Annotated in this window: 32 protein-coding genes; 2 read left to right on the forward strand and 30 right to left on the reverse strand. The window is 67.8% G+C overall.

Annotated features, from left to right (window positions below; all coding sequences use genetic code 11):
* Positions 1–220: 220 nt before the first annotated feature.
* Both ACGFNP_RS25445 and ACGFNP_RS25450 read right to left on the reverse strand, forming a co-directional pair.
* Positions 221–523: a hypothetical protein gene (locus ACGFNP_RS25445; RefSeq protein ID WP_393322801.1), complete on the reverse strand. Its 303-nt coding sequence runs from the start codon at positions 521–523 to the stop codon at positions 221–223.
* Positions 524–529: 6 nt separating this feature from the next.
* Positions 530–793: a hypothetical protein gene (locus tag ACGFNP_RS25450; RefSeq protein WP_393322804.1), complete on the reverse strand. Its 264-nt coding sequence runs from the start codon at positions 791–793 to the stop codon at positions 530–532.
* 105 nt (positions 794–898) lie between these two features.
* Between ACGFNP_RS25450 and ACGFNP_RS25455 the strand changes: the two genes are divergently transcribed.
* Positions 899–1,147 carry a hypothetical protein gene (locus tag ACGFNP_RS25455; protein ID WP_393322807.1) on the forward strand — a complete coding sequence of 83 codons (249 nt, stop codon included), beginning with the start codon at positions 899–901 and terminating at the stop codon, positions 1,145–1,147.
* 4 nt (positions 1,148–1,151) lie between these two features.
* Here ACGFNP_RS25455 and ACGFNP_RS25460 read toward each other — a convergent pair whose 3' ends face one another.
* From ACGFNP_RS25460 to ACGFNP_RS25535, 16 genes are all read right to left on the reverse strand, one after another.
* Positions 1,152–1,376 (reverse strand): helix-turn-helix domain-containing protein, encoded by a 225-nt coding sequence (locus ACGFNP_RS25460; RefSeq protein WP_393322810.1) that lies wholly within the window; start codon positions 1,374–1,376, stop codon positions 1,152–1,154.
* On the reverse strand, positions 1,373–1,558 hold the full coding sequence (locus tag ACGFNP_RS25465; RefSeq protein WP_393322813.1) for a hypothetical protein: 186 nt from the start codon (positions 1,556–1,558) through the stop codon (positions 1,373–1,375). The genes ACGFNP_RS25460 and ACGFNP_RS25465 overlap by 4 nt, the downstream gene beginning before the upstream one ends.
* Entirely contained in the window at positions 1,555–1,899 is a 345-nt protein-coding gene (locus tag ACGFNP_RS25470; RefSeq protein ID WP_393322816.1) for a hypothetical protein, read from the reverse strand. Before ACGFNP_RS25470 ends, ACGFNP_RS25465 begins: the two co-directional genes overlap by 4 nt.
* Positions 1,896–2,300, reverse strand: coding sequence for a hypothetical protein (locus ACGFNP_RS25475; RefSeq protein ID WP_393322819.1), 405 nt, complete (start codon positions 2,298–2,300; stop codon positions 1,896–1,898). The genes ACGFNP_RS25470 and ACGFNP_RS25475 overlap by 4 nt, the downstream gene beginning before the upstream one ends.
* The gene (locus ACGFNP_RS25480) at positions 2,297–3,265 is read right to left on the reverse strand and encodes a hypothetical protein (RefSeq protein WP_393322822.1); all 969 of its coding nucleotides are present in this window, start codon (positions 3,263–3,265) and stop codon (positions 2,297–2,299) included. Before ACGFNP_RS25480 ends, ACGFNP_RS25475 begins: the two co-directional genes overlap by 4 nt.
* Entirely contained in the window at positions 3,262–3,636 is a 375-nt protein-coding gene (locus tag ACGFNP_RS25485) for a hypothetical protein (protein WP_393322825.1), read from the reverse strand. Before ACGFNP_RS25485 ends, ACGFNP_RS25480 begins: the two co-directional genes overlap by 4 nt.
* 94 nt (positions 3,637–3,730) lie before the next feature.
* The gene (locus ACGFNP_RS25490) at positions 3,731–4,021 is read right to left on the reverse strand and encodes a DUF397 domain-containing protein (RefSeq protein WP_393322828.1); all 291 of its coding nucleotides are present in this window, start codon (positions 4,019–4,021) and stop codon (positions 3,731–3,733) included.
* Complete coding sequence (locus ACGFNP_RS25495) at positions 4,018–4,332, reverse strand: hypothetical protein (RefSeq protein ID WP_393322831.1); 315 nt, start codon at positions 4,330–4,332, stop codon at positions 4,018–4,020. The genes ACGFNP_RS25490 and ACGFNP_RS25495 overlap by 4 nt, the downstream gene beginning before the upstream one ends.
* Positions 4,325–4,747 (reverse strand): hypothetical protein, encoded by a 423-nt coding sequence (locus ACGFNP_RS25500; protein ID WP_393322834.1) that lies wholly within the window; start codon positions 4,745–4,747, stop codon positions 4,325–4,327. Before ACGFNP_RS25500 ends, ACGFNP_RS25495 begins: the two co-directional genes overlap by 8 nt.
* Positions 4,740–5,129 carry a VVA0879 family protein gene (locus ACGFNP_RS25505; RefSeq protein WP_393322837.1) on the reverse strand — a complete coding sequence of 130 codons (390 nt, stop codon included), beginning with the start codon at positions 5,127–5,129 and terminating at the stop codon, positions 4,740–4,742. The genes ACGFNP_RS25500 and ACGFNP_RS25505 overlap by 8 nt, the downstream gene beginning before the upstream one ends.
* 289 nt (positions 5,130–5,418) lie before the next feature.
* Positions 5,419–5,661, reverse strand: a complete 243-nt coding sequence (locus tag ACGFNP_RS25510) for a multiprotein-bridging factor 1 family protein (RefSeq protein ID WP_393322840.1) — start codon at positions 5,659–5,661, stop codon at positions 5,419–5,421.
* A complete protein-coding gene (locus ACGFNP_RS25515) occupies positions 5,658–6,341 on the reverse strand; it encodes a hypothetical protein (protein WP_393322843.1) in 684 nt (227 codons plus the stop codon). Before ACGFNP_RS25515 ends, ACGFNP_RS25510 begins: the two co-directional genes overlap by 4 nt.
* On the reverse strand, positions 6,338–7,699 hold the full coding sequence (gene dnaB, locus ACGFNP_RS25520) for a replicative DNA helicase (RefSeq protein WP_393322847.1): 1,362 nt from the start codon (positions 7,697–7,699) through the stop codon (positions 6,338–6,340). Before dnaB ends, ACGFNP_RS25515 begins: the two co-directional genes overlap by 4 nt.
* Positions 7,696–8,286, reverse strand: coding sequence for an ATP-binding protein (locus tag ACGFNP_RS25525; protein WP_393322850.1), 591 nt, complete (start codon positions 8,284–8,286; stop codon positions 7,696–7,698). The genes dnaB and ACGFNP_RS25525 overlap by 4 nt, the downstream gene beginning before the upstream one ends.
* A gap of 1 nt (position 8,287) precedes the next feature.
* Complete coding sequence (locus ACGFNP_RS25530) at positions 8,288–9,379, reverse strand: hypothetical protein (protein ID WP_393322853.1); 1,092 nt, start codon at positions 9,377–9,379, stop codon at positions 8,288–8,290.
* Positions 9,379–9,912, reverse strand: a complete 534-nt coding sequence (locus tag ACGFNP_RS25535; RefSeq protein WP_393322856.1) for an HNH endonuclease — start codon at positions 9,910–9,912, stop codon at positions 9,379–9,381. The genes ACGFNP_RS25530 and ACGFNP_RS25535 overlap by 1 nt, the downstream gene beginning before the upstream one ends.
* 218 nt (positions 9,913–10,130) lie before the next feature.
* On the opposite strand from ACGFNP_RS25535, the gene ACGFNP_RS25540 reads away from it, so the two are divergent.
* The gene (locus ACGFNP_RS25540; protein WP_393322859.1) at positions 10,131–10,472 is read left to right on the forward strand and encodes a hypothetical protein; all 342 of its coding nucleotides are present in this window, start codon (positions 10,131–10,133) and stop codon (positions 10,470–10,472) included.
* A gap of 503 nt (positions 10,473–10,975) precedes the next feature.
* Here the strand turns inward: ACGFNP_RS25540 and ACGFNP_RS25545 are convergent.
* The 12 genes from ACGFNP_RS25545 to ACGFNP_RS25600 all read right to left on the reverse strand — a co-directional run bounded on the left by ACGFNP_RS25545 (position 10,976) and on the right by ACGFNP_RS25600 (position 16,508).
* Positions 10,976–11,713: a hypothetical protein gene (locus ACGFNP_RS25545; RefSeq protein WP_393322862.1), complete on the reverse strand. Its 738-nt coding sequence runs from the start codon at positions 11,711–11,713 to the stop codon at positions 10,976–10,978.
* Between the two features lie 2 nt (positions 11,714–11,715).
* Positions 11,716–12,129: a hypothetical protein gene (locus ACGFNP_RS25550; RefSeq protein WP_393322865.1), complete on the reverse strand. Its 414-nt coding sequence runs from the start codon at positions 12,127–12,129 to the stop codon at positions 11,716–11,718.
* Between the two features lie 20 nt (positions 12,130–12,149).
* Positions 12,150–12,428: a WhiB family transcriptional regulator gene (locus ACGFNP_RS25555; RefSeq protein WP_393322868.1), complete on the reverse strand. Its 279-nt coding sequence runs from the start codon at positions 12,426–12,428 to the stop codon at positions 12,150–12,152.
* 2 nt (positions 12,429–12,430) lie between these two features.
* The gene (locus ACGFNP_RS25560; RefSeq protein WP_393322871.1) at positions 12,431–12,670 is read right to left on the reverse strand and encodes a hypothetical protein; all 240 of its coding nucleotides are present in this window, start codon (positions 12,668–12,670) and stop codon (positions 12,431–12,433) included.
* A 294-nt stretch (positions 12,671–12,964) separates the two neighbouring features.
* A complete protein-coding gene (locus ACGFNP_RS25565; protein ID WP_393322874.1) occupies positions 12,965–13,747 on the reverse strand; it encodes a DUF6248 family natural product biosynthesis protein in 783 nt (260 codons plus the stop codon).
* Complete coding sequence (locus ACGFNP_RS25570) at positions 13,744–13,959, reverse strand: hypothetical protein (protein WP_393322877.1); 216 nt, start codon at positions 13,957–13,959, stop codon at positions 13,744–13,746. The genes ACGFNP_RS25565 and ACGFNP_RS25570 overlap by 4 nt, the downstream gene beginning before the upstream one ends.
* Complete coding sequence (locus ACGFNP_RS25575; RefSeq protein WP_393322880.1) at positions 13,952–14,365, reverse strand: hypothetical protein; 414 nt, start codon at positions 14,363–14,365, stop codon at positions 13,952–13,954. The genes ACGFNP_RS25570 and ACGFNP_RS25575 overlap by 8 nt, the downstream gene beginning before the upstream one ends.
* The gene (locus ACGFNP_RS25580; protein ID WP_393322883.1) at positions 14,365–15,105 is read right to left on the reverse strand and encodes a hypothetical protein; all 741 of its coding nucleotides are present in this window, start codon (positions 15,103–15,105) and stop codon (positions 14,365–14,367) included. The genes ACGFNP_RS25575 and ACGFNP_RS25580 overlap by 1 nt, the downstream gene beginning before the upstream one ends.
* Positions 15,102–15,518: a hypothetical protein gene (locus tag ACGFNP_RS25585; protein WP_393322886.1), complete on the reverse strand. Its 417-nt coding sequence runs from the start codon at positions 15,516–15,518 to the stop codon at positions 15,102–15,104. The genes ACGFNP_RS25580 and ACGFNP_RS25585 overlap by 4 nt, the downstream gene beginning before the upstream one ends.
* Positions 15,515–15,919: a hypothetical protein gene (locus tag ACGFNP_RS25590; RefSeq protein ID WP_393322889.1), complete on the reverse strand. Its 405-nt coding sequence runs from the start codon at positions 15,917–15,919 to the stop codon at positions 15,515–15,517. Before ACGFNP_RS25590 ends, ACGFNP_RS25585 begins: the two co-directional genes overlap by 4 nt.
* Positions 15,916–16,050 (reverse strand): hypothetical protein, encoded by a 135-nt coding sequence (locus ACGFNP_RS25595; RefSeq protein ID WP_393322892.1) that lies wholly within the window; start codon positions 16,048–16,050, stop codon positions 15,916–15,918. Before ACGFNP_RS25595 ends, ACGFNP_RS25590 begins: the two co-directional genes overlap by 4 nt.
* Positions 16,047–16,508, reverse strand: coding sequence for a hypothetical protein (locus ACGFNP_RS25600; protein WP_393322895.1), 462 nt, complete (start codon positions 16,506–16,508; stop codon positions 16,047–16,049). Before ACGFNP_RS25600 ends, ACGFNP_RS25595 begins: the two co-directional genes overlap by 4 nt.
* Positions 16,509–16,541: the final 33 nt, after the last annotated feature.

The following is a 16,541-nucleotide window of genomic DNA, read 5'->3' on the forward strand; positions in this document are numbered from 1 at the left end:
CGCCCCCACGGCGGGGATGGCATCCTCGCCATCTCGGAACTGCCCGAGCGCCTGCTCCAGCAAGTCGCCAGCACGGGCATGCCAGATTCGCGATCTCTCGTGCGGCTCAGGTCGAGCACAGGTCTCGGTGGCCATGAGCATCGTCACTTCTCCTACGTCGGGCGGGAGGGGTGGTCTTTAGGAAAGGAAGGTGGCCCCGGTCTCCCGGAGCCGGAGAAGGTCAGCGGGTGGAGAGGAACTCGGCCAGGGCGTCCATCGGCGAGGCGGGCGGCTGCGGCTCAGGGTTGGCCGATGTGGGCAGTTCGACCACGACGATCTCCCGGTGCAGCCAGCGCACCATGGCGTCGCTGTCGGCCTTGCACAGGTCGATCCAGCGCGGGCCAGACCTGGTCTGGATCACGTACGCGGTCGTTGCCTTCTTGGGGCAGCGTAGGCACGGGCGACCTTCCGCCATCCGTGCGTCGCGCTGTTCGGCGGTGTCGTTCTCGGGCGCCGAGGGCAGGTCGCCCCAGTTGATAGCCATGTCCGGTCAGCCCTGGAAGCACTCGAAGTCGAACGTGCAGTCGTTGCCGTCGCTGTCGAGGACCTCGATGTTCCAGGCGACGTCCTCGGACACCTTCATGAGCACCTTGCCGATGGTCTCGACGCCGGAGGCGGGCAGGTGGCGGACCAGCTTGACGACCGCGACGCTCCCCTTGACGTGGGTGTCGTACTGCAGGGTGAAGACCTTGGTGAAGCGGCCCTGGCGGTCGCGGTTGAGGGTGCCGAGGTCGATCTCGCGGACGGCGGTCATGCTCGTCTCCTCGCTGCCGAGTTTCGATCTTTGGTTTCGAAATCTACTTACGACTATGGCCTACGACGCTAGGTTTCGCAAGCCTCTTTCGGTACTATCTTTCGCATGAGCCCTGCCGATTCGATCGCCGCATCCAGCAAGCGCTGCCAGAAGCTTCAAGCCGCCCTAGACCAGGCCAAAGCAGAGTTCTTCGACCTGTGCGCCGAGAGGGTCCGGGCAGGGCTCGAATCTGCCGACAGCATCGCCCCCCGCTCCTTCACGACCGCCGTCACCATCCGGAAAGAGCTCCGAGCACGGGGTGTCGAGCCGCTTTCTCGTGGCCCAAGGACCCGCGAGCAGCCCGACCCCGAGTAGCCCTTCACCGGGACTCCCCCGCCACCGGGCGACTGGCGGCCAGCAGCTCCCTGCCGCACAGGTCGGCGATCTGATCGGCCCACTCCACGCTGAGCGGGGCCCGCCCGGTGAGCATCTGGTTTATGTGCTTCGCCGAGAGGCCCAACCGGCGGGCCGCCTCAGCCTGCGATAGGCGCGCCGAACGGAGCTCGCCAACGAGGAGCGAGCGGAGGTCGTCCTGCAAGGTCACCGGGACTCCCCCGGCCGCTCACCTCGCGTGCATGGACCGCAGTACTGCTGGCCGTCACGCTCGCTCCAGCCGTACCGCTCGACCGCGATCGCGAAGGCGGAGTCCACGTGCCTGGCGTTGATCTGGCAGTGCGCCCAGCAGCCGGGGGTGTCGCAGTCGAAGGCGACGTGACGGATGCTCACCGGGACTCCCCTGTCAGACTCGGCGCCAGCTCGTACGCGGCCACCTCGCCGATGCGCCGCGCGTAGGTGGTCTGCGCTCGGAGGACCGCTGCCTGCTCGACGGGCCGGAGCGGCGCCTTCTCCACCACCTCGCCGCCCTCGACGATGTGGCAGTCCTCGCACAGGTACAGGTCGCCGGCGCGGCGCCAGCCGTAGAAGTCGGCGCCGACTGCCTGCTTGAACATGGCCGCGATCTGGTCGACGTCGGCCCACCACACCGGGGACTCGGTGTCCGGGTCGGTCCACGGGGTGTTGCAGCGGGAGCAGTGGAGGATCAGCACGACCAAGGGTTCGACGATCACGACGCCTCCTCAGCCTCGTCGTCGCGGGGATCCCAGGTCGCGTTCGCGTCCCGTTCGGTGGTCGCCCACACGAACGTGGGGCACGGGTGAGCCCAGCCGCACTCCTGACACATCCCGGACGTGGTGCCCGCTCCGCCGTCGTCTTTCGCATGCGCGTCAGCGATCCGGCCAAGCCGCTCGCGCTCGGAGGATGGCAGCACGACCCTCGTTGCTCCGCTGTGGCCGTGGATCGCTTTGACGTCGTCGAGGTTGACCCAGTGGACGACCGACGGACGCTCTCCACGCCAGCGGACCGACACGGTGCCGTCCGGCCAGATCACCCCGTCAGCGACCTCACCCACGCCGGACACGCCACTGACGTCGTGATCCCTGACGAGCTTGAACAGCATCGGGGCGGTCATCGGGACGCCTCCTCAGGCTGCTCGAACAGGCTGCGCTGGCCGTCACACTGGGCCAGCCGGTGATCGGACGGGATCTCCCACTCAGGGTCGGCGTACGGGGCTGCCTCCAACACGGCGTCGGCGTAGTACGGCGCCCACGGGAACATGACGTCGAACCCGTCCACAGTGCCGCCGTACTCGTGGACGACGTCGGAGCGGACCCGCTGCCACAGCCACCGCCCGAGGTAGGCGGCGACGGCGATGTCCGTCTCGCAGCCGCCGAGGCCGTTGAAGTAGTCCAGCCATTCGCCGGGCTTGAACTGGGCGCGGAAGTCGGGCCAGCCTGCCCGGTAGTCGGCGAGGTACTCGTCCAGGTAGGCGGGGACGTCGAGGGCGTTGCCGTAGCTGGGCTCGTACTCGGGCTTCTTCCAGTTCACGGCCCGGTAGTGGGCGGTGAGGAGTGGGAGTCCTTCGCCGAGCGGCAGGCCGTTCTCGTCGGATCGGTGGGCCATGACCCACAGGCTTCGCGGATCGAACCGGTCTTCGCCGGCGGGCGTCTCGTCACCCTCGCCGGGCTCGGGGAGAGCGGCCTGCGGCGCCTGCGCTTCGTCGTCAGCGAGCGTGTAGGTGTCCGGCCAGCCCGTCAGCCACATGCCGGCGAACAGGTGGGCGCCGAGATGAAGACTGCCGTCGCCGACCTCCACCATGCCGTCGTCGGTGAACCCCGCGACCGTGTACGACTTCTCGCGGACGGAAAGGATCAGTTCGCCGCCGGGCAGCGAGCGGCCGTCGCGTTGCGACCAGGTCTGGCCGATCGACAGGACCGCGCCCGGGTCGGCGTCGTCCACCAGTTCGGTGGCGTAGCGGCGGGCCGCGTTCATGCTCATGCCGTGCGTCAGTACCAGGCCGTCGGCGTAGCGGGAGATCAGACGATCCCGCCGTTCGGGGCCGATCACGATGAGTGCGAGTCGGGCGCGCTCGGTCATCGGGTTGCCGCCTCTCCGGACTGCTGAGCGGCGAGACGCCGGCGGATCGTCATCCGCCACTGACGGGCGACCGCCTCCACCTGGACCAGCTCGGCGAGGAGCTTGTCCGGGTCGTCTTCGGCGAACGCTTCGGCGACCTCCTCGTCGAGGATGAGCTGCCACGTCACGCTGTCGTCGGCGGCGGCTCGCTGGCACATGCGCCGCGCGGCGGAGGCCCAGGCAGTGAACGCGGGTCCGCCGGTGCCGTCCTGGTGGTTCTGTTCGCCCCATTTGGCGTCCTGCCGGGCGAGTTCAGCGCGGACTTCGTCCTCTTCGCGGGTCAGGTTGCCGGTGAAGTAGGTCATGAGTCGTTCGATTCCTCTCTCGAACATGGATCACGAGTAGCTTGATCCACAGCTGAATTCGATCTTGAGTTCTGTTCACGGGGCTGTAGGGGCCCTCTGAGACGTTCACAGAGCGGCACCCTCAGACGGGTGCGGAATCCGCCCCAAATCCCGCGAGCGGCTTTGCTGGCGGCCTTCCCGGGGCTTCTCCGTCCGACCCGTGCGTGCCGGATGCGAGAGAAGCCAAGTCGAACTCGCCGTCACAGACACCGGCCACAAAGGCAGCCCACTCCCTCGGCGTGAAGACCAAGACAGGGCCGTCCTGCTCCTTGCCGTCCCGGAGCGCCACGTTGCCGTTCGGGAGGTGGCAGACCTCCACGCAGGAGCTCGCCCCGTTGCAGAAGCTGGATTTCTGATACTCGCCCGCGGTCACGAGACGGACACCTCCTGCGGCAAGGTTCCGTTGATGACCCGCGCCACGCGGACCCGCTCGCCCGAAGGCAACACCTCAGCAAGCACGACCACAGGCACGCGGGCGCCGGAACGCCAGCACTCGACGCAGAGCAAGTCCCCGTCATGCACCAGACCGGCGTGCCGCTCGCAGAACCGGTCCTCGTCAAGGTGCTCGCCCACGCAGCCGCTCACGTACGTGACCGTGACAGGCTCGTGGCAGTACGGCTGGTTGACCAGGTCCAGCAACTGGACCGAGCAGCCCGACGCGGTCTTCTCAGTGGTGTCAGCCACGCTCGGTCTCCAACAGGTCTATGCCGTCGAGGGCCCGGACGGTCGGGCACGGGTACGGCTCGTTGCCGTGGGGGCACTCCGTCCAGCGGAGGCCGAGAGCTTCGAGGTCGCGCAACTCGGGGTCGGTAGCGGCGGCGTCGTCCATGCAGGTGCACCACTGCACGCAGCGCACGCAGCGGCCTTCGTGCTCGGGGTGGGCGTCATGGACCCGCGCGATTGCAGCGTCGGCCTGAGCTCGGGCACGCGTTTCGGCGGCGAGTTGAGCCTTGGTCCGGTCCTTCCACGCCTGTAGTCCGACGAAGAACCGGTGGACGGTGAGCGCCTTGAGCACAGCACCTGAGAGGTCTAGCGCTTTGGGATCGTCCACCCGCCCGAGAACGCTGGCGATCACCTGTTTGGCACTCGGCCTAGCCACGGGACACCACCTCCACCCTGGCGGGAGCATCGGCGAACGGGAAGCTCAGCGAGGTAGTGCCGTTGACGGACTCGACCTGCCAGAGGTTGCTGAGCCGGAACATGCCCCCAGTTGTCCAGTTGCACGGCTTGCTGTTGCCGTCGATTTTGAGGTTCGGAAGGCCGCCGAGCTCCACGTGGACGCGGCCGATGCAGTCGAACGGCGCCCGACGCCCATCCGCGCCGAGCTCCTCGAAGCTGGCAGGGGTGGCGATGTTGCCGCAGGAGGCGCACTGGAACTGCCATTGCTTGATGTCTTCGCCGAAGCGGCGGCGGCCTTCGGCCTTCCAGTCGGCGTTGCTCATGACGTTCTGCGTGGCGGTCTCGGTCTTGGTGTCAGCCATGGGTCGGGATCTCCTTCTCGTTGCGATCTTGCGTTGTCGTGTCTGTCCGGTTAACGGCTGATGCGCCGCCATCCCCAGGCGTTTGCACAGGTTGTGGACGGTCTGGCGGTGCATGGACGATCACGTGGTCGCCGCCGTCGATGCGCGCCCGGCGTTCCAGCTCCTTGGCCCAGCCCTCATCGGAGTTGCGTTCGGCGACAGTGCGGCACGCGCTCCAGCGGCAGACAGGCGGTGCGGACGGAGTACTCGGCGCGGGCCGCCCACTCCTCTCGCGATGGCCAGGCGTAGCTCACAAGGTCTCCTTCGAGTCGGATGAGGCAGGGGTGCCGAGCCACCGCAGGACAGCAGCCGCAATGTCCACACGGCAAACCTCACCGGCTTCGATACGGCCCAGCGTCGACCGCGAGTAGCCGATCTGCTCTGCCGCCGACCGAAGGCTCAGCTCGCGGTCCTCACGCGCCTCTCGCAGCAGGGTCGGGAGGTCGACCAGGAGGCCGGCGAGAGCGGCGTACGGGGCAGGGCGGGCAGTCATCCCGACTCGCCATGCTCGAAACGGGCAGAACGGGCGGCCACGTAGGCGTATTCGAGGTACTCGGCGTACGGCGCACCGGTCAGCGGGATCGGCTCGGTCACATCACCGGTGGGCAGCTTGGTGGATGCTCGGCAGGCCGGGGCGAGGAGGGCGCCGTGCTGGCACAGCATGCGGCGGAAGCTGTCGTCGTCGACGTCGGGCAGGATGCCGCAGGCGGGGGCGAAGAAGTGGAAGCCGAACAGCGGCCCCGTGAACGCGCAGTCGCCGCCGCATCCGCCGCCGACGCTGGTCGGCTGGCCGCGGAGCGGGACGCCAATGGCGCGGGAACGCCGGATCGACAGGTGCCCGTTCGGGACCTCGCCGGTGGGGATGTCGCCGAGCACCAGCATGTTGGTCATGCAGAAGGCGTCCTCGCGGCCTAAACCGTGGACCGGGTCGACGGCGTCGAGGAGGAGCGGGATGTCGAGCCGCTCTAGTGGGCCTTTCACCTCGACCCACCAGCGCAGCTCGGTCAGGTAGAAGTCGGGCAGGTACGGGCGGCGCTTCGGCCCCACCAGGTAGCCCTGAGGTTCGTACTCCCAGCGGACGCCGAGCGTGTCGAAGAACACCGCCCAGCGGGCCTCGAGCCGGGAGCGGAAGCGGCAGCCTTTGTACGTCGTGTCGATCGCCTGGATGGTCATCGCCTCTCCAATTGCGCGGTAGGACTCCAGGGCTGGACGTGGTTGACGCACCGCCCGTAGTGGCCTTGCCAGCCGAGCGTCACCGAGCCAGTGCGGCCCTGGCGCTGCTTGGCGACGATCACCTCGACCGTGCCCGCGTGCTTGGATTCCGGGTCTGCGGCGGCCTCGCGGTGGAGCAGCAGGACCACGTCCGCGTCTTGCTCGACCGCGCCCGACTCGCGAAGGTCGGACATCTGGGGGCGCTTGTCCTGCCGGTGCTCAGACCCTCGGTTCAGCTGGGCGAGCACCATCAGGGGCACCTCGTGCTCTCGAGCGATGAGCTTCAATCCGCGAGACAGGTCGGCGACTTGCTGCTGCCGGTTCTCCGCCCTGCCGCCAGACATGAGCTGCAGGTAGTCCACGACCACGAGGCGGGCCGGGTTGGTCCTGGCCATATCGCGCAACCTCGAGCGGATGTGCGCCAGGCCCGCCGCGGGAGTGTCGTCGATCACGAGGCGCGATTCGGCGATCCGGGGCGCGCCCTCGGCCATGCGCATCCAGTCGTCGTCGTTCAGGTCGCGGTTCTGCATGCGGTGCAAGTCCACGCGGGACTCCGCGGCGATGAGCCGGTGCATGACTTCGCTGTGCGACATCTCGAGACTCACGAACAGGGCCGGGTACTGCCTGCGGACCGCGACGTGGCGGGCGATGTCGAGCCCGATCGTCGTCTTGCCGATGCCCGGCCTCGCCCCCACCACCACAAGCTGACCAGGACGCAGACCGGGCAGGATGTCGTCGAGGTCCTTGTATCCGGTCGGGACGCCGACCATCTGCGCCTCACGGTTGGCGAGGTCATCCATGGTGGGGCCGACCAGCTCGGCCGCAGTAACCATGGGCCGGTCGCCCCCGACCGCCAGCGCCTCCTCGAGCAGCTTGCGAGCCAGGTCGGGATCCGAGTCCACATCAAAGGCGTGGTTGGAGAACAACTGCTTGATCCGCTGCCCCGCCTCGTGTCCGCGCCGGCGAACCGCATCGGCCTTGACGATGCGAGCGTGGAAGGTGACCGCGGGCCCCACTGCGGCGTTCTCCATGAGTTCCGCCAGCGCGGGCCCGCCCCCAACACGCTCGAGCTTGCCCTCTGCGGCCAGCACGCCGAGCACCGCGGCCGGGTCCACGGGGTTGCCGTCCTCGGCCAGCGTCAGGACCGCGGCGAAGACTTCGCGGTGGGCGGAGTTGTAGAAGTCGTGCGGGCGCACAATGTCGGCCGCGTTCTCGGCCACTCCGCGGTTCTGGATCGCCGCACCGACCACGGCCTGCTCGGCTGCGATCACCGCGGGGCTCGGCCACCAGCCGTCCGCCTCAACACCTTCGATGCTCACTTGCCCTCCCGGCGGCGGTCCGGGCCATCAAGCACGACGACCGTGACATTCGCGGCGAGACGGGAAGCGATGCGCTCGCCGAGCATGGCGCGCAGGTCGGGGACGTTGCTGGTGATGATGGTCGGCAGCCGGTGATTCCAGCGGTAGTCGATCACGCCGTACATGTGCTCGAGCTCCCACGCCCCCAGGCGCATCGCTCCGGGGTCGTCGAGGACCAGCAGCGACGACCGGGCGATGTCCCGCACGTCCATCTCGTTGACGGGCGGGGTGATCAGCAGCTTCCACTCGTAGGCGCCCACCACGGTCGGGTCGCCGTCCCAACCGGCCGCGATCGCGGCGTCGGCGGCGTGCCAGCAGGACCAGGTCTTTCCGACCCCCACCGGCCCGACCATCAGCAAGTTGTTCGGGGAGCGCCGAACCAGGTCGTTCACCCACGAGACGATCCGCGGGTCCAGTTCGCCGGGTGTGCGCATCGACGGGGGGATGCGCTTGCGCCACTGCTCGAGCCTGAACTCCTGGGCCTGCCTGGCCCATTCGGCATGCAGTTCTGCGTCGTCGTCGTACGGCTCGGGGCTGCTTTCGCCCATGTCAGATCACCTTCTCGGGGTCGTATGTGGTTCCCGGCTTGAGGTGCGGTTCGGAGCCGGGTGCATATTTGCCGCTGTCGCTGGACCCGCCAGCGCCCATCCGGAGGAGTTCTCGAGGCAGGTCGGCGAAGCCCTTGCGGCCTGCCGCTTTGGCGGCCTCGACGAGGCGGGACGGGTCCTTGCCCTCTTCGAGCAGTTCGCGGGCCTGCCTGCCAACCTGAGCAATGAGGCGCCCTCCGGGGCGTTCGCCGCTGACCGCCTCCGCGCCCTCGACCCAGGCGGCAACGACATCTCCGGCGTTGGGAGGTGCGTCCTCCGGCGGGGTCCGGCGCGGCTTGGCCGTGCCCGCCGTAGGCGGAACCTTTGCTTCGTCAGAAGCAAAGAGGGTTTCGGGTGGTACTTCTCCGTAAGGAGAAGTACCGGGTACGGGGCTCACGCCAGCAAGGAGCAAGTTGCTGGTTTTGCTCACACCATTTGCTTGACTTGCTTGCGCCACTTGCTGCGTTTCCGCAGGTGGCGTTATCGCAGCCTCGACCTGAACTTGAGGGTTTGTGCCGGAAGCTGCGACGGCTGCTCGAGTTGAGGCGGTCGGCTCATTTTTTGCTTCATCTGCTTGACTTGCTTGGCGCTTTGCTTCGGTTTGCTTGCTTTTGCTTTCGTTTGTCTGATTGCGCCTTGCGGCGGATGCGAGACCTCCCCTTCTGCCCGCCTCTCGACGCTTCTCCGACAGATCCGCTGCGGTTCCCGAAGTCAGCCGCTCCCGAGCCGGCGCCCGGTATTCCTTCGCGTTGTGAATGACGAACCCGTCCACGTCATCGGGCAGATCGGCGTACTCCTCCCTGCACGCAGCGCAGTCGTTATCGCGGTCATGCCACAAGCCGTGCCGCACAAGCACCTCCGCCCAAGCAGTCCCCTGCGTGCGGTCGCAGACGAGGACACCCGGCTGATGCCGCGGAACGAACCCCATGCGCTTCTGGCTGTTCGTCCACGTGTTGGCCAGCACATGGAGCGCCAAGGCCGCCGCGTCTTCCGCGATGACCGCAGTCACCTTCGGATTGACGTGGAACTGATCGTCATAGCGGACCCACGCCATCAGACGCGCGCCCCCTTGCTGCTGTTACACGGCCGACAGAGGGTCTGCAGGTTGTCGATGGTGTCGGGTCCCCCCAGAGACCACGGGACGATGTGGTCCAAGGACAGGTCTGCGTCGACTCCGCAGCGGACGCACTGATGGCCGTCGCGCCTGTAGACCGCCCTTCGTATGGCCGTCGGGATGTGGTCGCGCCCTGCGAACCGCCGGAAGCGGCGACGGTTGACGATGGAGACGATCGGCACAGGCCTGTTCGAGTAGCAGCACCGCCCGATCAGCTCTACGTCGATCTCACGCTGAGCCACAAGCTCGTCCCGCCATGCAGCCACCTGGACCGCGGGCGTTTCCTGCCACGCGAACAATCGGCTGAGCAGCGCGGGGTTGGCGAAATACCGGCCCCGAGCGTCACCGAACATCACCAGGGCCCTCAGTAGGCCCTGGGCATCTTCTACCTGTGGACCTTCATCAGGAAGGTCCATCGCTGCGAGGCGGGCAACCAGTTCATACCCGGACTCTGTTGTCGAATTCAGCGCCACGTGCGCGCTCTCCCTTGGTACTAAGTGCTGCTCGGGGTTTGGCCTACGGGAGCAAGGCCGGTCTTCGGGGTCTCGCCACTTCAGTCCCCCTGATCACTCACTTGTTCGAGTCCGACGATACCCCACATTGCCATGTGGGGCCTACATTTCGTGTGGGCACATTTCCATGTGGGGCCCACATGCTAAGGTGGCCACATCAGTGGTGTGATGATGGAGAGGTGACCGACCCGATGGCTGCCCTCGAAGCTGCGTACGCGGAGATCAAGCGTGCCGAACAGCTGGCCGAAGACCTCGTTAACAGCGCATGGGTCGAGTTCGGCCGAGCCATCCGCGAAGCCCGCGAGGCCGGAACTAAGCAAGCTGATATCGCCCGTCACTTCGAGCGCGAGCCCGAGCACATCCGGCGCATCCAGGAAGATGCCGACGTTGTCGACGGCATCAAGCCGCCGCCGGCCCGGAAGACGCGACCCGCGGGCAGCATCAGTCTTCGCGACCTTGAGCGCGCCGGCTTCCGGATCGAGCACCCGAAGCGCACCTCGGCCGATCCCGCTGACTCCTGACCGCGCCTCAACGCCCCCGAAGATCACGACGCCTCCCCCGTTCCGACTTGAGCGGGGTTGGTAAGGCATGTCGTTGAGGGCTTGGCCCGTGAAGACTGGAACAGCACGGTCGAAAAGACGTGGGGTCGATACGGGCGGGCATGGGCACGGCTTGGCATGTCGCTCCGAGTAGACGAGGTGTGATGTGTCGTCGGGGTCTGTCGTGTAGCGGGTCGGGTTGGCGTGTCGCAATGGCAGGCGTAGGCGCATGGCTTGGCAGGTCGTGCGGGGCTGTAGCGGATGTGGGCAGTGCAGTCGTGCGCGTGGACGGTGCTGAAGGCTCGGCTCGTCGAGGTGGAGAGACAAGGAATGGTCTGGCATGTCGGCGCGGAGAGCGGCAAGGCCTGAAGCGTGGTGGGACGTCGCGGTGTGTTGGCGTGAACGAGTCGGGGCTGGGCTTGGCTGGTCGGAGTGGCTGGGCTAGCCGTATCCGTGACGGCGTCGCAGAAGGTGGCGTCCACGGCTCAGATCCGCTCGAACGCGAGGAGCTCGAACTTGCCGTCGCTTCGGCCGCGGTCCGAGCCGATGCCGATGTCCTCGCCCCGCTCCCAGATGCGGGCCCATGCCTGCATGGTCAGGAAGTCGTCGTGGACCTTCAGTTCGAACTCGATGACGGGCCGTTCGACGTACTCGACCCGGTTGATGCTGGACCTCGGGCCTTGCGGGGTCATGACGTGCTTGATGCGCTCCTCGACCCCGGTGGGCTCTTTGACGCCGAGCCCGATGTAGATCTCGTCGACGAACACCCGCTCGGCCAGGGTGCTCATGAGGCCCTTGCGGAACCCCTTCGGTAGCGGCCGGCCGACGTCGGCCGTCGTCGTGGTCTTGCCGTCCCAGTCCGTCCCCGGGTAGGCGCTGTTGGCCCACTCCTTGATGGCGGCCTTCATGCACCGTCCCTCGTAAGCCAGCTCGCCCGTGTCGGGCACGCGTTTGAAGCCGTTGATGGACGGTGCGGCGTCGGACTCCAGGAAGGCGTCGGCGAGCTCGTCCGCGCTGGGCTGCCGGTCGGTGAAGCGTTCGGTCAGCGTCTTCTGCGTCAGCTCCTGAAGGTCACGGTCCCCGAGTTCCATGCGGGTCTTCAGCCAGCTTTTGATGACGGACTTGTTGGACGGCACCCCGCCCACGATCTTGTCGAGGACCTGCAACCGCACCCGGTAGCGGGCGACGTTCGAGGTCGTACCGAAAATGCTGGTGGCGCCCATGATCAGCCCACCGCCTTCCTGGGAGTGGTGGACGGGACAGCGGCCAAGCCGGGCCGGGTTGCCTGCTTCAAGGCGGCTTCAGCCTGGAGCCGCCGGCGCTTCTCTTCGTCGACCTTCGCCTGGAGGTCGGCCACGTAGTCGGCGATCGGCTTCGGCAGCTCTGCGGGGCTGGCCAGGTCGGAGCGGGTCTGCCGTAGCGCCCGCTTCGCCTGCCCGTACCGGACCACCACCGCCTGCGCCTGTGCGGCCCCTTCCAGAGCGCGGAACAGGTCGAACAGTTCCCGCGGGCTCTTGCCCTTCAGGGACTGGCCGGTGATCGCCTCGATGTCGGTTCGTACGTCGGCGTCGCCCTCGATGAGCGCCACCACGGCGTCGAACTCGTCCGCGCTGTACTCCTGCGGTTTCTTCTGCTTCATGGTCGTTTCCTTGAGGATTGTTAGACGGCGGAGACGCCGGCGGTAGCGGCGCGGCGCATACGACGGCGACGCTCAGAGGCGCGTTCGTCCTCGCCCAGGCCCGCCCAAAATCCGTAGCGCTCCGGCGTGGACAGCGCATACGAGAGGCACTCGGAGCGGACGGGGCACTGGGCGCAGATCGCCTTCGCCGCCGTCTCGCGCTGGTCGCGCTGGGTCCGCGACTCTCCCTCCCGCCCGAAGAACAGGTAGAGGTCTTCGCCGCGGCATGCGGCGCTGCGCTGCCAAGTCCAGCTGGGCATCATCACTGGTTCGCCTCCGTTCGTGTGGGTTCGAGATCGTTCGGAATGGTCCGGCGCCGATCGGTGACCTGTGCCGCGGACCGGTCCTGTTCGGCGATCTCCTTTGCCATCCGCCACACGGCCAGCTCGACGCCGGCAGCAGCACGCTCGAACGGTGAAGCGGTCAGGTCGGCTGCGGCGGCCTCGACGTGCGGGATGTGGCGGGCTATCCGCTCAAGGTCGTCAGCGAGGTCAAGAGGCATCGGACGCCTCCGTGGTGTCCTGTACGGCTGGCGCTGGCGAGAGACCAGCCAGAGCAGGCTCAAACGACTTGCACCCACACGGGACGGCCTTCGCGCCAGTCGAGATGGAGCAGGCGCCGCGAGAGCCGTTGCCTCGGATCGCGTGGAGGACCTCGACGTGGCCACAAGCGCAAGGGGCGGAGAGGGCGCCGGGCCGCGGGGCCTCACGGCGGGCGTCACACCGCTCGTAGTGCTCCTCTGGCGTCTCTCCGTCCAGGAGCGAGCGCTGGCAGCAGTCGCGGAGATCGGGGGCCATCACGCCACCACCGAGATCAGGTCGAGGCCGGGAAGGGTGACCGTCTCGTAGCGCAGACGGCGCGGCGGCCCGTCGGGGCAGCACGGGCAGAGCGACCTGCACGCCCGGTCGGCGTACCAGACGGCGGTGGGCGGGATGTAGTCGAGCGGACGGTTCGTGATCCACCACTCGGGGCGTGGGGCGATCTTCCTGCGGTCGCAGAACTCGTGCCGGCCGTCGCGGCACCCCGGGCAGAGGCCCGCCATGCACTCGCACAGCGAGGCGGCGAGGGCGTGATCGTAGGTTGTGCCGACGCCGGGCACGCTGTAGGGCTGTCGGCGCATCGCGGGGGTCCACGCGTTAGCCCGGACCCAGGCTGCGGCCTCCTCCGTCATCGGCATGGGCGCCGGCCTAGAGACGGGACGCGGCGTCACTGGCGCGGGCCTCGGCGTGGGCTCCACAGCAGGGTGCCCGCAGTCGCAGGCGCACTTTGTCTCGCACACCCGGTCCGCGAGCCAGACGAACGCGAGCGGCCGAAGGGCATGTTCATCCCGGTCGGACGGGTACGGCGCGGCGTGCTCGAACGGCTCGGGCAGCCATGCCGGGAACATCCCGTTCCGGTCCAGGATCAACGTCTCGTAGTCCGGGCGGGGCATCCCGCTGTCGCACCAGGCGTGATGGTCTGCCGTGCACCAGGTAGACGGCTCGCTCCGCTGGCATGCGCAGCCTCTCCAGTCGTACGCCTTCCGCATGTAGTCGGTCCACACGTTCTCGCGGACCCACGCGGCCTGTTCAGGGGTCACGGCGTCTCCCCCTTCTCGAACGCCTCCAGGTCATCGCGGAGGCGCTGGTGCTGTTCGGGCGAGAGGGCGGGAAGGTCGAGCGGAGGCAGGGCGGTCTTAAGGGCCTGCTGGTCGCGCCTCCATGCCAGCCAGGCCAGCGCGGAGAGGGCAGCGGCGGCGAGCAGAACGAGAGCGCCGATGCCGGTGAGGATGTCGCGGATGAGGTCAGCCACCGGACACCTCCCGGCGGATGCGGTTCAGCTCATTCAGGTGGGATTCGGCGCGCTGGGAGGCGAGGTCTGCGGTCGCTTTGTGGTTCGCGACCAGCGCCCGCAGGTCGGCGTTCGTGGCAACCTGCGTGTCGAGTTCCGCGTAGAGCCGCGCCGCCTCACGCTCGAACCGCTCCAGCGATGCCGTGTAGCGGGAGCGGGCGAGGTCGAAGCCGGCCAGCCCGCCGAACGTCGCACCGACGAACATGCAGGACGCGCCGAGCAGGAACGCTCCCAGCCCGAAGTAGGCCAGGATCGCGACGCCGAGCACGCTGGACCCTGCGGCAGCGACGGCCAGCCTGTACGGCTGGACTCGCGCCGCGAGGTCTCTCAGGGTGCGGCGGAGCGCCTCCGCGATGATGAGGGCCATCACCCGGCCACCGCCCCAGCCGCGACGAGCTCAGCGCGCTTGCTGTCGTACTGGCTGATCCCCCAGACAATCCCGTGGAGCGCCCACAGGAACCACCAGTCGTAGTCCTTGAACTCCCACTCCCACAGGTCGTAGAAGCGGAAGCCGTCCACCCGCTTGTGGGTGGTGCGATGCCGGACCTGCGCGTTCGCTTCGTTGATGTGGCGCCAGCCCCACATTTCGGCGTCGTGCAGCTCGGCGAACTCGTCCTTGGCGTCGCAGGTGCAGGACACCTGGTACTTGGCGCCGTACTCGAAGTCTTCCAGCTCGCGCCGGGCGCCCTCCTCGTAGGTGATGTCGCCGTTCTCCAGAAGCTCCCGGATCGCCCGGCTGATCCCCCGAGGCGCGATCCGGTCTTGGATGGCCTGAGCGACGTGGTCTCTGACCTGCTGCTCGAAGAGTTCCTGGTCGTATTTCTTGATCCCGTCACGTCCGGAGGTGAGTTTCTCTGCCCAGTAGCCGGGGTTGATCCGGCCGACTGGTCCCCGGAAGAACGCGAACATGTCGTCCTCGCGACTGAACACGTGACTCGTGCCGCTGCTCCGGTAGATGAGCGCGCGCGGGACGGTGATCAGTTCGAACCAATTGAAGCTGTTGGGCTCACGGAACTGCAGGTGCCGGTACAGGCCGTCGTCGTGACGGACGGTCATCTCGTGGTTGGCGGTCTCGCGTGCGAACCGCTCGGCGATCTCGGGGTTCACGAGGCACTCTCCGTCCCGGCGGCGAGGGGCTCCAGGTAGCGGACCCGCTTGCCGAGCTTCTCGGCGTACTCGATCTCCGATCGGGTGCTCTCGCCGATGTAGCCGCCAACGTTGAGGACGAGCACCTCGTGCGCCATGTCGATCTTCCGCTTGTGCAGTTCGTCGAGCCGCGCCTTGACGCCTTCCAGGTCCGCCTCCGACATGTCGCCGAAGATGTCGGCGTCGGAGCGCATGTCGCAGCCGATGGACAGGACGGCGCGCCCGGCCAACGTCTCGCGCAGGTTCGCCTCCTGGAAGGCGGCGGAGAAGCGGGTGGATCCGCACAAGGTGACGATCGTGGGGGCGGGTCCGCCGAAGTCCACGACGAGGCTGTGGTGCTTGTGGCAGTCGTCGCTGAAGTGGCCGTAGCTCATGCTGCACCGCCGCTCTGGTCTGCCTGAGCGGCCTCAGCGAGGTCCACGTCCAGAGCGAGGATCTGCGCCCGAAGCACCGCGATCGTGGCCGGCATGAAGGCGAGAGACTCGTGGCCGAGCTTCCGGGCCGCATCGTCGAACCGGGCGTTGACCCGCTGCTCGAACGTGGCCCGGTCGAAGACGAGCGGCGTCTCCTCGCCCTCGACGACGACCGCCTGGAAGTGGACCTCGGGAAGCTTCGTCTCGTAGTCCTGGCCGACCGGCTCGATGCCGATCTTTACGACGTTGCCGTCACGGGACAGGGACGGCCACCAGTCGTTGCCGTCGTGGTAGTCGTTGTCGCCGGACGTCAGCATCTCGGCGACGTTCTCCGGCGTGGGCGGGGTGATAGCGGTGCTCATGAGGCACGCTCCAACGGTTCGGTGTCGTAGTCAGGGGAGGCCGCTTCCGGCTTGGCGTGGCGCGGCTTGTACGCGGGGTTGGCGGGGGCGAGGCCGAGGAGACGGCGGGCCCGGCGCAGAACCTCGGTCACGACGCGGGCTCGCTCTCGATGGCGGGCAGCACGTGCGTGACCTCCACAGAGGTGGCCTGCACGCACCACTGGCCGCCGGCCACCCACAAAGGGCCGTCGACCTCGTGGACGAACCCGTACCGGGCGGTCAGGTACATCGGCTGACCGCACTTCGGGCACTCCTGCGCCGTGTTGCTGCGGTCCTCCGGCTGGACCGGCCAGACCGGCTGCTCGACGGCAGGGGCGGTGTGGTGCGGGCCGAGATCGCGGCGGTACCGCTCCCGCGTCTCCACCAGGGCCGACCGCAGCGCGCGGCACGCCTCCAGTTCCGCTTTCAGGTTGGCCTCGTTCTGGTCGAACTGGGCGATGTCCTGGTCGTAGCGGGTGAGCCGCTCCTTCAGGTACTCGGCGTACCGGTTGGTCAGCGGCAGCGGGGTGTGGTCGGTGATGTCGAGGAGGGAGGCGTACGGCTGTGCCATTGCTGATCCTTTGGTTCAGGTGGAACTCGGGTT

It is taken from the genome of Nonomuraea sp. NPDC049269, assembly GCF_043197155.1.
In the GTDB taxonomy this organism is placed as follows: Bacteria; Actinomycetota; Actinomycetes; order Streptosporangiales; family Streptosporangiaceae; genus Nonomuraea.

Excerpts from the sequence above, each read along its gene's own strand:
- ACGFNP_RS25545 (WP_393322862.1), bottom strand. The coding sequence starts at position 11,713 with ATGGGCGCCACCAGCATTTTCGGTACGACCTCGAACGTCGCCCGCTAC.
- ACGFNP_RS25550 (WP_393322865.1), bottom strand. The coding sequence starts at position 12,129 with ATGAAGCAGAAGAAACCGCAGGAGTACAGCGCGGACGAGTTCGACGCC.
- ACGFNP_RS25530 (WP_393322853.1), bottom strand. The coding sequence starts at position 9,379 with ATGGCGTGGGTCCGCTATGACGATCAGTTCCACGTCAATCCGAAGGTG.
- ACGFNP_RS25560 (WP_393322871.1), bottom strand. The coding sequence starts at position 12,670 with ATGCCTCTTGACCTCGCTGACGACCTTGAGCGGATAGCCCGCCACATC.
- ACGFNP_RS25485 (WP_393322825.1), bottom strand. The coding sequence starts at position 3,636 with ATGTTCGAGAGAGGAATCGAACGACTCATGACCTACTTCACCGGCAAC.
- ACGFNP_RS25525 (WP_393322850.1), bottom strand. The coding sequence starts at position 8,286 with ATGGGCGAAAGCAGCCCCGAGCCGTACGACGACGACGCAGAACTGCAT.
- ACGFNP_RS25505 (WP_393322837.1), bottom strand. The coding sequence starts at position 5,129 with ATGGCTGACACCAAGACCGAGACCGCCACGCAGAACGTCATGAGCAAC.
- ACGFNP_RS25510 (WP_393322840.1), bottom strand. The coding sequence starts at position 5,661 with ATGACTGCCCGCCCTGCCCCGTACGCCGCTCTCGCCGGCCTCCTGGTC.
- ACGFNP_RS25475 (WP_393322819.1), bottom strand. The coding sequence starts at position 2,300 with ATGACCGCCCCGATGCTGTTCAAGCTCGTCAGGGATCACGACGTCAGT.
- ACGFNP_RS25575 (WP_393322880.1), bottom strand. The coding sequence starts at position 14,365 with ATGGCCCTCATCATCGCGGAGGCGCTCCGCCGCACCCTGAGAGACCTC.
- ACGFNP_RS25480 (WP_393322822.1), bottom strand. The coding sequence starts at position 3,265 with ATGACCGAGCGCGCCCGACTCGCACTCATCGTGATCGGCCCCGAACGG.
- ACGFNP_RS25455 (WP_393322807.1), top strand. The coding sequence starts at position 899 with ATGAGCCCTGCCGATTCGATCGCCGCATCCAGCAAGCGCTGCCAGAAG.
- ACGFNP_RS25515 (WP_393322843.1), bottom strand. The coding sequence starts at position 6,341 with ATGACCATCCAGGCGATCGACACGACGTACAAAGGCTGCCGCTTCCGC.
- ACGFNP_RS25445 (WP_393322801.1), bottom strand. The coding sequence starts at position 523 with ATGGCTATCAACTGGGGCGACCTGCCCTCGGCGCCCGAGAACGACACC.
- ACGFNP_RS25600 (WP_393322895.1), bottom strand. The coding sequence starts at position 16,508 with ATGGCACAGCCGTACGCCTCCCTCCTCGACATCACCGACCACACCCCG.
- ACGFNP_RS25585 (WP_393322886.1), bottom strand. The coding sequence starts at position 15,518 with ATGAGCTACGGCCACTTCAGCGACGACTGCCACAAGCACCACAGCCTC.
- ACGFNP_RS25590 (WP_393322889.1), bottom strand. The coding sequence starts at position 15,919 with ATGAGCACCGCTATCACCCCGCCCACGCCGGAGAACGTCGCCGAGATG.
- ACGFNP_RS25555 (WP_393322868.1), bottom strand. The coding sequence starts at position 12,428 with ATGCCCAGCTGGACTTGGCAGCGCAGCGCCGCATGCCGCGGCGAAGAC.
- ACGFNP_RS25450 (WP_393322804.1), bottom strand. The coding sequence starts at position 793 with ATGACCGCCGTCCGCGAGATCGACCTCGGCACCCTCAACCGCGACCGC.